Genomic DNA, 13951 nt, shown 5'->3' on the forward strand with positions numbered 1-13951 from the left:
ATTGAAACAATTGAAACAGAACAGTCCCCCATTCGGCAAACAGCTGAAACCTGGCGCGCCTAGAAGGACGCATCCTTTCTTCAGGCAACGGATTTCAGCCATGCGCTCCTTGTTTCGCCAACTGGCCATTGCGGTCTCCATCGTCGCCATCGGCACCCTCGTCGGCGGCATGATGCCGGTCTCGCCGGCAACTCCCGACCCGGCGCCCGTCGTCGGCGTCAGCCCGCGCGGCGACCGGCCGGTGGAGCGGTCGGTGTGCCGCACGGCGCCCTGGCCCTACCGCCCGGGCGTCTGCCTGACCGCGGCGGACGGCCGCCCGGTCGCCGACGTGCGCTTCGTCACGGTGGAGACGCGCATCGGCGACGACGCTTCCGCGCTGGTCGCGCTTTCGGGCGGCTGACCGGCGGTCACCGCCAGGCGAGACCGCCGCGCGGCGGCCTCGCGGGTCTTTGATGACGATCGCCTTTTCAACGCATCCTTCTTTTTTCCAAGGCATGGTTCTGCCGAGACATAATTCTTCTTGCATCGTTCTGGGCCGCTGCCCGGCCCGCAAAGGATTTCTTCCTTCATGACGCTCTACGCCTTGAAGCCTCGGTTCCAGGATCTCTTGCGTCCGATCGTGGGGCGTCTTGCGTCCGGCGGGGTGACGGCCAACCAGATCACCCTCCTAGCGGCGGCCGGTTCCGTCGCCGTGGGGTTGGCCGTCACCCTCGTCCAGCCAGCCCCGGCCGCCTTTCTGGCGTTGCCGGTGTGGCTGTTTCTGAGGATGGCGCTCAACGCCATCGACGGCATGCTGGCGCGCGAGTTCGGGCAGAAGAGCCGGCTCGGCGCCTATCTCAACGAACTCGGCGACGTCATTTCCGACGCCGCGCTGGTCCTGCCCTTCGCCACCGTCGCGGTGTTCGACGGGGCGTGGGTGGCGGCGGTCGCGGTGCTGGCCGTGATCACCGAGGTGGCCGGCGTGCTCGGCCAGACGGTCGGCGCGTCGCGGCGCTACGACGGGCCGGTGGGCAAGAGCGACCGGGCGCTCATGTTCGGGGCGCTCGCCCTCTGGATCGGCCTCGGTCTGCCGCTCGCCGACTGGGCGGGCCTCCTGATGCCGCTGATCGCCCTCGGCCTCGTCGCCACCGTCGTGCGGCGGGTGCGGGCGGGCCTTGCCGAGGGGGGCGGCCGATGACGCGCCGGCTCGTCGCCAAGGTGGCGGCCGTGGCGGTCACGGCCTTCGCCCGCGTGGTCACCGGCGTCCGGCCCAACTGGGTCGGCGTGCTGCCGGCGCCGGGCCCGCGGGTCTACTTCGCCAACCACGCCAGCCACGGCGACTTCGTGCTGATCTGGACCGTGCTGCCGCCGGCCCTTCGCCGCCGCACCCGGCCGGTGGCCGGCGCGGACTACTGGCAGAAGGACCGCGTGCGCCGCTTCCTCGGCCGCGACGTGTTCGACGCGGTGCTGATCGAGCGCGGCCGCGCCGCCCGCAGCGCCGATCCGGTCGGGCGGATGACCGCCGCCGTCGACGACGGGTCGTCGCTCATCCTCTTTCCGGAGGGCACGCGCAACATGACCGAGGCGCCGCTCCTGCCCTTCAAGGCGGGGCTCTTCCATGTGGCGGCCCAGCGCCCGGATGCGGACCTGGTGCCGGTGTGGATCGAGAACCTCAACCGGGTGATGCCGAAGGGCGCGTTCCTCCCCGTGCCGCTTCTCTGCACGGTGACCTTCGGCGCGCCGCTCCGGCTGGAGCCGGGCGAGACCAAGGCGGCCTTCCTCGCCCGGGCCGAGGCGGCGCTGCTGGCACTCGCCCCGCCGGCGACGGCGGCCCGCGCCGCGCGCCCGACCCTCTCTCCGACCCGGCCGGCCAACACCCCATGACGGATGATCCGACGCTCACCCTCTTTGCCGGCATCGGCGCCGTGCTCGTGGTCGCCTCGCTCATCGGGGCGGTGCTCGCCTGGCGGGCCGGCGACACGCCCAACCCGGCGATCGAGAACCTCAACGCCCGCATCAAGGCCTGGTGGGTGATGGTGGCGGCGATCGGGCTCGCCTTCCTTGCCGGCAAGGCAGGGGTGATCCTGCTCTTCGCCTTCGCGTCCTTCGCGGCGCTCCGGGAGTTCCTGACCCTCACGGACACCCGGCGAACCGACCATCTGGCGCTCAGCCTCAGCTTCTTCGTGGTGCTGCCGGTGCAGTACTACCTGATCTGGATCGAGTGGTACGGGCTCTACTCCATCTTCGTGCCGGTCTGGGTCTTCCTGCTCCTGCCCATCGTGGTGGCGGTGCGCGGCGACACCCGCGACTTCATGGAACGGGTGGCGGAGATCCAGTGGGGGCTGATGATCTGCGTCTTCTGCCTCAGCCACGTGCCGGCGCTCCTCACCCTGGAGATCGCCGGCTTCGACGGGCGCGAACTCCTGCTGATCGCCTTCCTGGTGATCGTCGTGCAGATCAGCGACGTGCTGCAGTACGTGTGGGGCAAGCTCCTCGGCCGGCGCAAGGTGGCGCCGAGCCTGTCGCCGTCGAAGACCTGGGAGGGGCTGGTGGGCGGCGTGGCGAGCGCGGTCGCCATCGGTGCGGGCCTCTGGTGGATCACGCCCTTCTCGCCCCTGGAGGCGGCCTTCATGGCGCTCGTCATCACGCTGATGGGCTTCTTCGGCGGGCTCGTCATGTCGGCCATCAAGCGCGACCGGGGCGTCAAGGACTGGGGTCGGATGATCGAGGGGCACGGCGGCATGCTGGACCGGCTGGACAGCGTGGTCTTCGCCGCGCCCATCTTCTTCCATCTGGTACGTTATGGATCGTGAAACGGTCGTCCGGCGACATTTTCGGTCGGGAATGACCCTGAAATAAAAACGAACGATCGATTGATTCCGAGCGGAATCGGCTGGACACTCGTTGGAACGGACGGCACCCGGAAGAGGCGCCGCCGGCGACCTTCGGGAGGACGCTGATGGCCCTTCAGACCGGGCTCGACTTCGGCCTCGGCGAGACCGCCGACATGCTGCGCGACAGCGTGCGCGCCTTCGCGGCCGACACGATCGCGCCGCTCGCCGCGGACATCGACCGGGAGGACCGCTTCCCGCGGGAAATCTGGCCCGCCATGGGGGCGCTCGGGCTGCACGGCATCACCGTGGAGGAGGAGTGGGGCGGCGCCGGGCTCGGCTATCTGGAGCACGTGGTGGCGATGGAGGAGGTGTCGCGGGCGTCCGGCTCGGTCGGCCTCTCCTACGGCGCCCATTCCAACCTCTGCGTCAACCAGATCCGCCGCTGGGGGACGGACGCGCAGAAGCGCCGCTTCCTGCCGAAGCTGATCGGCGGCCAGCACCTCGGCGCGCTCGCCATGTCGGAGGCGGGGGCCGGCTCCGACGTGGTGGCGATGGCGCTGAAGGCCGAGAAGCGCGGCGATGAATATGTGCTCCACGGCACCAAGATGTGGATCACCAACGGCCCGTCCGCCGACGTGCTGGTGGTCTATGCCAAGACCGATCCGGCGGCCGGGCCGAAGGGCATCACGGCCTTCCTGGTGGAACGCGGCATGGCGGGCTTCTCGGTCGCCCAGAAGCTCGACAAGCTTGGCATGCGCGGCTCGGAGACCGGCGAACTGGTGTTCGACGGCTGCGCCGTGCCGGAGGAGAACGTGCTCGGGCCGGTGAACGGCGGCGTCAAGGTGCTGATGTCCGGGCTCGACTACGAGCGGGCGGTGCTCGCCGGCGGGCCGCTCGGCCTGATGCAGGCGGCGCTCGACGTGGTGCTGCCCTATGTGCACGAGCGGCGGCAGTTCGGCGCGCCGATCGGCACCTTCCAGCTCGTGCAGGCCAAGCTCGCCGACATGTACGTGTCGCTGAACGCGGCGCGCGCCTATGTGTACAGCGTGGCGAGGGCCTGCGACCGGGGCGCCGTCACCCGCGAGGACGCGGCCGGCGCCATCCTCTACGCCGCCGAGGCGGGAACGAAGATGGCGCTCGACGCCATCCAGCTTCTCGGCGGCAACGGCTACATCAACGACTACGCGACCGGGCGGCTGCTGCGCGACGCCAAGCTCTACGAGATCGGCGCCGGAACGAGCGAGATCCGCCGCATGTTGATCGGACGGGAGCTGTTCGCCCGCACGGCCTGACGGCGCCCCGATTGCGGGGGCCGACCGTGCCTGATCGAGATCGATCGAGACCGCCCACGGCCGGCCGCGGCAAGAACGGCCACCGAGACGCCGGGGCGGGTTTACCGGAGGAAACCCCATGGCTGACGGATCCGGGCCGAGGCGGCCTTCCCTCGACGACAAGTACGACCTTTCCGAGGACCGGGTGTTCGTCTCCGGCGCCCAGGCGATCGTGCGCCTCTGCCTCGCCCAGAAGGAGATGGACCGGCGCCGCGGCCTCAACACCGCGGGTTTCGTCACCGGCTATCCGGGCTCGCCGCTCGGCGGCATCGACGGCCAGTTCCGCCGGGCGAAGACGCATCTGGCGGAGAACGACATCGTCTTCTCCCTCGGCATCAACGAGGAACTGGCCGCCACGGCGGTCTGGGGCACCCAGCAGGCGGAGCTCCGGGGCGAGGGCCGCTTCGACGGGGTATTCGGCCTCTGGTACGGCAAGGGGCCGGGCGTCGACCGGTGCGGCGACGTGTTCCGCCACGCCAACTTCGCCGGCACGTCGCGCCACGGCGGCGTGCTCGCCCTGATGGGCGACGACCACAACGCGGAGAGCTCGTCGACGGCGCACCAGTCGGAGTTCCACTTCGTCGACCTGATGATCCCCATCCTGCACCCGGCCGGGGTGCACGAGCTGATCGAATACGGCCTCTACGGCTGGGCCATGAGCCGCTACACCGGCACCTGGGTGGCCATGAAGGGCGTGAAGGACAACATCGAGTCCACCGGCTCCATCGACGGGTCGTTCGCCGGGCTCGCCATCCGCACACCGGACGACTTCGCGCTGCCGCCCGGCGGGCTCAACATCCGCCTCGGCGACACGCCGCTCGCCCAGGAGGCGCGGGTGCACGACCTGAAGCGGGATGCGATCCTGGCCTTCGTGAAGGCGAACGGCCTCAACCGCACGGTGACCACCGGCGGGCGCGACCCGGTGCTCGGCATCCTGACCGTGGGCAAGTCCTATCTGGACACCCTGCAGGCGCTGGAGGAACTGGGGCTCGACCTTGAAGGCGCCGACGCGCTCGGCATCCGCATACTGAAGGTCGCGTGCCCGTGGCCGCTGTCGCGCGCGGAGCTCGCCCGCTTCGCCGAGGGGCTCCATCTGGTGATGGTGGTGGAGGAGAAGCGCTCGCTGATCGAGGTGCAGTTCCGCGAGGAGCTGTTCGGCCTGCCCGCCATGCCGGTCTGCATCGGCAAGAAGGACGAGGCGGGCGAATGGCTCTTCCCGGTCAAGGGCGCGCTCGACCCGAACGCCATCGCCATCGCGCTCGGCGAACGGCTGCAGCGGCTGCGCCCGACCGAGCGGATCGCCGCGCGGCTCAATCGATTGAAGGCCGTGGAGGCGCGGGCCGGGGCGACGCCGGACATCGGCCAACGGGTGCCGCACTTCTGCTCCGGCTGTCCGCACAACACCTCCACGGTGGTGCCGGAGGGCGCGCGCGGCATCGCCGGCATCGGCTGCCACTACATGGTTCAGTGGATGGAGCGTGGCACGGAGGGCATCACCGCCATGGGCGGCGAAGGGGCGAGCTGGATCGGCGAGAGCCTCTTCTCCAGGCGCCGGCACGTGTTCCAGAACCTCGGCGACGGCACCTTCAACCATTCGGGCGTGCAGGCGGTCAGGGCCGCGGTGGCGGCTGGCACCACGATCACCTTCAAGATCCTCTACAACGACGCGGTGGCGATGACGGGCGGCCAGGCCCACGAGGGCAACCTCACCGCCGACGCGCTCGCCCGCCAGGTGGCGGCGCTCGGGGTGAGGCGGCTGGTGGTGGTGGCGGACGACCCGGCCAAGTATCCGGCCGGCATCCGCTGGCCGGCGCACACGGAGATCCGGCCGCGCGACGACCTGATGGCGGTGCAGGGCGAGCTTGCGGAGATCGACGGCGTCACCATCCTTCTCTACGACCAGACCTGCGCGGCCGAGAAGCGGCGCCGGCGCAAGCGCGGCACCTATCCGGACCCGAAGGTCCGCGTCTTCATCAACGAACGGGTCTGCGAGGGCTGCGGCGACTGCGGCACCCAGTCAAACTGCGTGTCGATCCAGCCGAGGGAGACCGCCTTCGGCCGCAAGCGGCAGATCGACCAGTCGAGCTGCAACAAGGACTATTCCTGCCTCAAGGGCTTCTGCCCGTCCTTCGTGACGGTGGAGAACGCCGAGCCGCGCAAGCACGCCGGCAGCGGCGCCGGCAGCGACCTCGACGCCCTCGTGGCGGCGCTGCCGGCGCCGGCGGTGGTGGACCCGGCGGGCACCTGGAACGTGGTGATGACCGGCATCGGCGGCACCGGCATCGTGACGGCGGGCGCGGTGCTCGGCATGGCCGCCCACATCGAGGGCAAGGGCGTCGGCATCATCGACATGGCGGGCCTTGCCCAGAAGGGCGGCGCTGTGGTGAGCCACCTGCGCTTCGCCCGCACGCCGGACGCCATCAAGGCGATCCGGGTGTCGGCCGGCGCCGCCGACCTGGTGCTCGGCTTCGACATCGTGGTGGCCGGATCGCGGAAGATCCTGGCGGCGGCCGACGCGGGCCGCACCCACTTCCTCGTCAACACCCACGAGGTGATGCCGGGCGACTTCACCCGCAACCCGGATCACGCGCTGCCGATCGGGCGGATCCGGGACGCGATCGAGGGCACGGCGCGGACGACCCGCTTCCTCGACGCCACCGCCGTCGCCACCAGCCTCCTCGGCACATCCATCGAGGCGAACGTGCTGATGCTGGGCGTCGCGGCCCAGATGGGCCTCCTGCCGGTGTCGCCCGGGTCCATCGAGCAGGCGATCGCCATGAACGGCGAGGCGGTGGCCGCCAACGTGGCCGCCTTCCGCTGGGGCCGGCTGATCGCCCACGACCCGTCCGCCCTGCCGCTGCCGGTGGCGGAGGAGACCGATCCGCGCGAGGCGGAGACGCTGGATGACCTGGTCGAGGCCCGCGCCGCCTTCCTCGCCGCCTACCAGAACGCCGCCTGGGCGGACCGCTACCGGCGCCGCATCGCGGCGCTGCGTCAGGTGGAGGGGGCGCGGACGGGCGGCGAGCGGCTCTCCCGCGAGGCGGCCAAGAGCCTCTTCAAGCTGATGGCCTACAAGGACGAGTACGAGGTGGCCCGGCTCTTCGCCGACGGGGCCTTCCTCAAATCGCTCGACCACACGTTCGAGCGCGGGCCGGCGAGCCGGATCCGCTTCCATCTTTCGCCGCCGCTTCTCGCCCGGACGGATCCGGCGACGGGCCGGCCGCGGAAGATGACGTTCGGGCCGTGGATGCTGCCGGTGTTCCGCCTGCTCGCGAAGGGCCGGGTGCTCCGCAGCACCGCGCTCGACCCGTTCGGCTGGACGGCGGAGCGGCGCCACGAGCGGGCGATGATCGCCGCCTTCGAGGCGGACCTCGCCCTGATCGAGAGCCGGCTCACGCCCGAGACGCTGGACGCGGCGGTGGATCTCGCCGCGCTGCCCCAGTCGGTGCGTGGCTTCGGCCCGGTGAAGCGGGCGAACGCGGACCGGGCGGAGCGTCGCCACGCGGAGCTTGTCGGCCGGCTCACGCGGTCGGACGCGCCGGTGCGGGTGGCGGCGGAGTAGCGCGGCCTCAGCGGTCGCGTTAGCGGCCGAGGCGCGCCCGCGCGGTCTTCGACCCGGTCGGCCGGCCGAGGATCTGGCTGATGCGGTCGCCGGCGCGGATCACCGCGTCGAGGTCGACGCCGGTCTCAAGGCCGAGACCTTCCAGCATGGTGACGAGATCCTCGGTGGCGAGGTTGCCGCTGGCGCCCTTGGCATAGGGGCAGCCGCCGAGGCCGGCGACGGCGCTGTCGACGACGGTGATGCCGAGGTCCAGGCAGGCGTAGACGTTGGCGAGCGCCTGCCCATAGGTGTCGTGGAAGTGGAGCGCGACGCGGGAAGCGCCGATGGCGGCGACGACGGCGGCCGTCATGGCGCGCGCCGCGCCCGGCGTGCCGACGCCGATGGTGTCGCCGAGCGAGACCTCCCGGCAGCCGAGGGCCACCAGCCGCTCCGCCACGTGGACGACGGCGGCGACCGGCACGGCGCCCTCGTAGGGGCAGCCGAGGACGCAGGAGACGTAGCCGCGAAGGGGCACGCCGGCCGCCCTCGCACCGGCCGCGACCGGCTCGAAGCGGGCGAGCACCTCGGCGATCGAGCCGTTGGTGTTCTTCCGCGAGAAGGTTTCCGACGCGGCGGCGAACACGGCGATCTCGTCGGCCCCGGCCTGGAGCGCGGCGGCAAGGCCCGTCTCGTTCGGCACCAGGACGGCGCGCGTGAGGCCGGGGCGAGGCGGTACGCGGGTGAGCACGTCGGCGGTGCCGGCCATCTGCGGCACCCAGCGGGGCGACACGAAGCTGCCGACCTCGATGCGGGCAAGGCCGGCGGCGGCAAGGTCCTCCACGAGGCGGACGCGGTCGTCGACGGTGACCGGGGCGGGCTCGTTCTGCAGCCCGTCGCGCGGGCCGACCTCCACGACGGTGACGGCGGGCGCGGTCATGGGGCGTCGTCCAGCACGACGAGCTCGGTGCCTTCGGCGACGGCGTCGCCGACCGCCACGGTGACCCGGGCGACGATCCCGGCGTGCGGCGCGCGGACCACGTGCTCCATCTTCATGGCCTCCACGACGACGAGCGCCGTGCCCTTCTCCACCCGGTCGCCCGCCGCCACCGCGACGGCGATCACCGCGCCCGGCATGGGGGCGACGAGCCGATGGTCGGCTTCGGCGCCGGCGTGCGGCCCGGCGTACGGGTCGATCACCTGGAAGGACAGGTGGCGCGATCCGGCGGCGAGATGCACGGCGCCGTCCCGGATCTCGACATCCGCGGTGAGGCGGAGATCGCCGAGGCGGGCCCCCAGGCGGGGGCCTTTCAGCGTGGCGGCGGCCGCCCGCGGCGGATCGCCGTCGACGGAGACCACGCGCCGGCCGCCGGCGGTCTCGACCCGGACGTGGCGCCTGGTGCCGCCGGCCTCCAGCGTCACGGTCTCCACCGCCGGCAGGTTGGGCGTGAAGGCGCCGGCGGTCGCGAACGGCGACCACGGGTCGGCGGCGTCGGTGGGCCGTGCGGTGGATTCGGCGGCAAGGAGCGCGAGGGCGGCGAGCGCCGCCTCGTCCGCGCTGGCCGGAGCGTCGGGGGCGAGGAGGGTGTCGGCCTCCCGCTCGATGAAGCCGGTGTCGTGGGTGGCGGCCTCGAAGACCGGGTGGCGGAGGATGCGGGCGAGGAGCGCCCGGTTGGTGGCAAGGCCGACGACGCGGGTGGCGTCGAGCGCGCCGGCAAGCGCCGAGAGGGCGTCGGCGCGGGTCGGCCCGTGGGCGATCAGCTTGGCGATCATCGGGTCGTAGTGGTGCGAGACCGTGTCGCCGGGTTCAACGCCCGTGTCCACCCGCACGCCGGGCGGGAAGGCGAGGGCGTCGAGCCGGCCGGTCTGCGGCAGGAAGCCCTTGGCCGGATCCTCCGCGTAGAGCCGGGCCTCCACCGCGTGGCCGCGGATGGCGAGCGCCGACTGGGCGAGCGGCAGCGGTTCGCCGCGGGCGACCCGGATCTGCCACTCGACGAGGTCCAGGCCGGTGATCGCCTCGGTGACCGGGTGCTCCACCTGGAGGCGGGTGTTCATCTCCATGAAGTAGAAGCCGTCGCCCTCGGCGATGAACTCCACCGTGCCGGCACCCCGGTAGCCGACGGCGCGGGCCGCCGCGACGGCCGCCGCGCCCATCTCGGCCCGGCGGGCTGGCGAGACGCCGGGCGCGGGCGCCTCCTCGATCACCTTCTGGTGCCGGCGCTGCACGGAGCAGTCGCGCTCGAAGAGATGCACCGTGTTGCCGTGGGCGTCGGCGAACACCTGCACCTCGATGTGGCGCGGGCAGGTGAGATAGCGCTCCACCAGCACCCGGTCGTCGCCGAAGGCGGCCGCCGCCTCGCGCCGGGCGGAGGCGAGCGCGTCGGGGAAGGCGGCGGGCGCCGTCACCAACTTCATGCCCTTGCCGCCGCCGCCGGCCGAGGCCTTGATGAGGACCGGGTAGCCGATCGCGCCGGCCGCCTCGGCAAGCCGGCGCGGGTCCTGGTCGTCGCCGTGATAGCCGGGCACCAGCGGCACGCCGGCCTTCGCCATCAGGGCCTTGGCGGCGCTCTTCGATCCCATCGCCCGGATGGCGGCGGCCGGCGGGCCGACGAAGACGAGGCCGGCCGCCTCCACCGCCTCGGCGAAGGCGGCGTTCTCGGAGAGGAAGCCGTAGCCGGGATGGACGGCGTCGGCGCCGGTGCGGCGCGCGGCGTCGAGGATGCGGTCGGCGGCCAGATAGCTCTCCCGCGCGGGGGCCGGGCCGAGGCGGACGGCGACGTCGGCGCTCCGCACATGGAGCGCGTCCGCGTCCGCGTCGGAGAAGACCGCGACGGTGCGGATGCCCATCCGCCGGGCGGTCGCCATCACGCGGACGGCGATCTCGCCCCGGTTGGCCACAAGGAGGGTGCGGATCGGCCGCATGGGTCAGAGGCTCCAGTCGGGCGTGCGCTTGGCGAGGAAGGCGGCAAGGCCCTCGCGGGCGTCCGCGCTCGCGCGCCGCTCGGCGATCCGCCGGGCGGTTTCGGCGACGAGCGCGTCGTCCGGAAGGGTCTCGACCGCGCGGAAGAGGGCCTTGGCGGCGGCAAGGGCGGCGGGGCTCGCCTTCAGGAGGTCGGCCACAACGGCCTCGACGCGGGCGTCGAGCGCATCTGCCGGAACGGCCGCGTGGACGAGGCCGACGGCGGCGGCCGTCGCCGCGTCGAAGCGCTCGGCGGTGAGCGCCAGCCGGCGCACCTGGCGCACGCCCATGGCGCGGACGAGATAGGGCGCGATCACCGCCGGGATGAGGCCGAGCCGCACCTCGGTGACGGCGAAGACGGCGGCGTCCGACGCGATCGCCACGTCGGACGCGGCGACGAGGCCGGTGGCGCCCGCCATGGAGGCGCCCTGGATCCGGGCGACCACCGGTTTCGGCGACCGGTCCACGGCGGCGAGCAGGGCTGCCAGCGCCGCGGCGTCGGCGTGGTTCTCTTCCGGACCGGCCTCCGCCATGCGGCGCATCCAGGCAAGATCCGCCCCGGCGGAGAAGACGCGGCCGGTGCTGGAAAGGACGATCACCCGCACGGCCGGGTCGGCGAGGAGGGTGTCGAGGCCGGCGTGGAGGGCTGCGACGGTCGGCCCGTCGAAGGCGTTCGCCACCGCCGGCCGGTCGATCACGAGGCGGCCGACGGGGCCGTGGGTTTCGGTCCGGACGTTCACATGCGGAACACGCCGAAGCGCGTCTCCCTCGGCGGTGCGTTGAGGGCGGCGGAGAGCGACAGGGCGACGACGAGGCGCGTGTCGGCCGGGTCGATCACCCCGTCGTCCCAGATCCGGGCGGTGGCGTGGTAGGCGTGGCCCTCGGTGTCGAACTTCGCCCGGATCGGCGCCTTCAGGGCCTCCTCCTCGGCGGCGGAGAAGACGCCGCCGCGCGCCTCCACCTGCTCGCGCTTCACCTGGGCGAGCACGTTGGCCGCCTGATCGCCGCCCATCACCGAGATGCGGGCGTTCGGCCACAGGAAGAGAAAGTCCGGATCGAAGGCGCGCCCGCACATGCCGTAGTTGCCGGCGCCGAACGAGTTGCCGACGATGACGGTGATCTTCGGCACGGCCGCGCAGGCGACCGCCGTCACCATCTTGGCGCCGTCCTTGGCGATGCCGCCTGCCTCGTACTTCCGCCCGACCATGAAGCCGGTGATGTTCTGCAGGAAGAGGAGCGGGATGCCGCGCTGGGCGCAGAGTTCGACGAAATGGGCGCCCTTCTGGGCACTCTCGGAGAAGAGGATGCCGTCGTTGGCCACGATGCCGACCGGATAGCCCCAGATGTGGGCGAAGCCGCAGACGAGCGTCGGGCCGTAGAGCGGCTTGAAGGCGTCGAAGTCAGAGCCGTCGACGATGCGGCCGATCACCTGGCGGATGTCGAGCGGCTTCTTCGGGTCGGCCGGCACGAGGCCGTAGAGGTCGTCCGGGTCGAGGGCGGGCGGGCGCGGGGCGCGGACGGCCGGTCCGGCGGGCTTCACCCGGTTGAGGCCGGCGATCACCCGGCGGGCGAGGCCGAGCGCGTGGGCGTCGTCCTCGGCGAGGAGGTCGGCGACGCCGGACGTGCGGGTGTGGAGGTCGGCGCCGCCGAGCTCCTCCGCCGTCACCACCTCGCCGGTCGCGGCCTTCACCAGGGGCGGGCCGCCGAGGAAGATGGTCGCCTGGTTGCGGACCATGATGGACTGGTCGGCCATCGCCGGCACGTAGGCGCCACCGGCGGTGCACGAGCCCATCACCACGGCAACCTGCGGGATGCCGCGCGCCGAGAGGGTCGCCTGATTGTAGAAGATGCGGCCGAAATGGTCGCGGTCGGGGAAGACCTCGTCCTGGTTCGGAAGGTTTGCGCCGCCGCTGTCCACCAGATAGATGCAGGGCAGGTGCGCCTTGGCGGCGATCTCCTGGGCCCTCAGGTGCTTCTTCACGGTCATCGGATAGTAGGTGCCGCCCTTCACGGTGGCGTCGTTGGCGACCACCATGCATTCCCGGCCCATGACGCGGCCGATCCCGGTGACGAGGCCCGCCGCCGGCACCTGGTCGTCGTAGAGGCCGTTGGCGGCGAGCTGGCTGAGCTCCAGGAAGGGCGTGCCCCGGTCGAGAAGGAGGCGCACCCGCTCGCGCGGCGGCAGCTTGCCGCGCGCCGCATGCCGGGCCTGGGCGGCCGGCCCGCCACCTTCCGCCGCCCTGGCGACCCGGGCCTTGAGGTCCGCCACCTTCTCGGCCACCGCCTCCCGGTTCGCCCGAAAGGCGTCGCCGCGCCGGTCCACCTGATCCTCGATCACCGCCATGAGCTCCTCCCGTTTAACGAACGTACGTTCGTTTCTTGTGAGGGTCAAGACGCGGCCCGCGTGTCGGCCGGCGATCCTTTCCGATCGGAACTTAACGGTGGGGTTGACCGTCGTCTGGCGAGACGCCACTTCGGGCCGACCAAGGAGACCGAACCGCCCATGCCCGAAACCGCCCTTCGCCGCCGCCTCGCCTGGCTGCCCGCCTGGAAGCTTCCGGAATTCAAGCTCCTGGCCGCCCTCATCCTTCTTTCCGGCGGCGTCTACGGATTCATCGCCCTTGCCGAGGAGGTGGTGGAAGGAGAGACGCGGAGTTTCGACGAGGCGGTGCTGATGGCGCTGCGGGTGCCGGACGATCCCGGGCAGGCGATCGGACCCTGGTGGCTGGAGGTGATGTTCGCCGACATCACCAGCCTCGGCAGCGCCACCGCGCTCTTTCTCGTCACCGTGGCGGTGGTCGGCTATCTCCTGATCGCCCGCAGCTACGCGGCGGCGGCCCTGGTGCTCGCCTCGGTCGCGGGCGGGCAGATCCTCAGCAGCCTCCTGAAGAACGTCTTCGCCCGCCCGCGGCCGGACCTCGTCGATCATCTCGTCAACGTGCACAGCCTCAGCTTTCCGAGCGGCCACGCCATGCTGTCGGCCGCCACCTACCTGACGCTCGGGGCGCTGCTCGCCCGCACCCAACCAGTGCTCGCCGTGCGCGGCTACATCCTCGCCGTGGCGGTGACGCTGACGCTCCTGATCGGCGTCAGCCGGGTCTATCTCGGGGTGCACTATCCGACCGACGTGGCGGCCGGCTGGTGCGCCGGGGCGGTCTGGGCCATGGCCTGCTGGCTGGTGGCCTCCCGCCTCACGCGGCGGACCGACGCGGCGGTCTGACACCGGGCGCGCGAAGGTCGGGCTCGTTCGACCTTCGCGCGCGTTGCGGCTTGGTCTGCCGATCCCCCGGCCGCACGGCAGCCGGGGGGA

11 protein-coding genes are annotated in these 13951 nt (G+C 72.1%); 7 read left to right on the forward strand and 4 right to left on the reverse strand.

Annotation, left to right across the window (positions count from 1 at the left end):
- Window positions 1-100 precede the first annotated feature (100 nt).
- The 6 genes from BUQ68_RS04905 (at window position 101) to BUQ68_RS04930 (ending at window position 7706) form a co-directional block, all read left to right on the forward strand.
- Window positions 101-400 (forward strand): hypothetical protein, encoded by a 300-nt coding sequence (locus BUQ68_RS04905; RefSeq protein WP_075214839.1) that lies wholly within the window; start codon window positions 101-103, stop codon window positions 398-400.
- Between the two features lie 168 nt (window positions 401-568).
- Window positions 569-1177 (forward strand): CDP-alcohol phosphatidyltransferase family protein, encoded by a 609-nt coding sequence (locus BUQ68_RS04910; protein ID WP_075214840.1) that lies wholly within the window; start codon window positions 569-571, stop codon window positions 1175-1177.
- The gene (locus tag BUQ68_RS04915; RefSeq protein WP_075214841.1) at window positions 1174-1863 is read left to right on the forward strand and encodes a lysophospholipid acyltransferase family protein; all 690 of its coding nucleotides are present in this window, start codon (window positions 1174-1176) and stop codon (window positions 1861-1863) included. The genes BUQ68_RS04910 and BUQ68_RS04915 overlap by 4 nt, the downstream gene beginning before the upstream one ends.
- Window positions 1860-2792 (forward strand): phosphatidate cytidylyltransferase, encoded by a 933-nt coding sequence (locus tag BUQ68_RS04920; RefSeq protein ID WP_075214842.1) that lies wholly within the window; start codon window positions 1860-1862, stop codon window positions 2790-2792. Before BUQ68_RS04915 ends, BUQ68_RS04920 begins: the two co-directional genes overlap by 4 nt.
- 146 nt (window positions 2793-2938) lie before the next feature.
- Window positions 2939-4105, forward strand: a complete 1167-nt coding sequence (locus BUQ68_RS04925; protein WP_075214843.1) for an isovaleryl-CoA dehydrogenase — start codon at window positions 2939-2941, stop codon at window positions 4103-4105.
- Between the two features lie 118 nt (window positions 4106-4223).
- On the forward strand, window positions 4224-7706 hold the full coding sequence (locus BUQ68_RS04930) for an indolepyruvate ferredoxin oxidoreductase family protein (protein WP_075214844.1): 3483 nt from the start codon (window positions 4224-4226) through the stop codon (window positions 7704-7706).
- A 19-nt stretch (window positions 7707-7725) separates the two neighbouring features.
- Here the strand turns inward: BUQ68_RS04930 and BUQ68_RS04935 are convergent, their stop codons facing one another.
- From BUQ68_RS04935 to BUQ68_RS04950, 4 genes are read right to left on the reverse strand one after another with little or no spacing between them, the layout of a single operon-like run.
- On the reverse strand, window positions 7726-8622 hold the full coding sequence (locus BUQ68_RS04935) for a hydroxymethylglutaryl-CoA lyase (RefSeq protein WP_075214845.1): 897 nt from the start codon (window positions 8620-8622) through the stop codon (window positions 7726-7728).
- Window positions 8619-10604 carry an acetyl/propionyl/methylcrotonyl-CoA carboxylase subunit alpha gene (locus tag BUQ68_RS04940; protein WP_075214846.1) on the reverse strand — a complete coding sequence of 662 codons (1986 nt, stop codon included), beginning with the start codon at window positions 10602-10604 and terminating at the stop codon, window positions 8619-8621. Before BUQ68_RS04940 ends, BUQ68_RS04935 begins: the two co-directional genes overlap by 4 nt.
- Before the next feature lie 3 nt (window positions 10605-10607).
- The gene (locus tag BUQ68_RS04945; RefSeq protein ID WP_075214847.1) at window positions 10608-11381 is read right to left on the reverse strand and encodes an enoyl-CoA hydratase-related protein; all 774 of its coding nucleotides are present in this window, start codon (window positions 11379-11381) and stop codon (window positions 10608-10610) included.
- The gene (locus tag BUQ68_RS04950) at window positions 11378-12985 is read right to left on the reverse strand and encodes a carboxyl transferase domain-containing protein (protein ID WP_075214848.1); all 1608 of its coding nucleotides are present in this window, start codon (window positions 12983-12985) and stop codon (window positions 11378-11380) included. The genes BUQ68_RS04945 and BUQ68_RS04950 overlap by 4 nt, the downstream gene beginning before the upstream one ends.
- Window positions 12986-13144: 159 nt before the next feature.
- Between BUQ68_RS04950 and BUQ68_RS04955 the strand changes: the two genes are divergently transcribed.
- Window positions 13145-13861 carry a phosphatase PAP2 family protein gene (locus BUQ68_RS04955; RefSeq protein WP_075214849.1) on the forward strand — a complete coding sequence of 239 codons (717 nt, stop codon included), beginning with the start codon at window positions 13145-13147 and terminating at the stop codon, window positions 13859-13861.
- Window positions 13862-13951: the final 90 nt, after the last annotated feature.

Source organism: Mongoliimonas terrestris, from assembly GCF_001927285.1.
In the GTDB taxonomy this organism is placed as follows: Bacteria; Pseudomonadota; Alphaproteobacteria; order Rhizobiales; family Pleomorphomonadaceae; genus Chthonobacter; species Chthonobacter terrestris.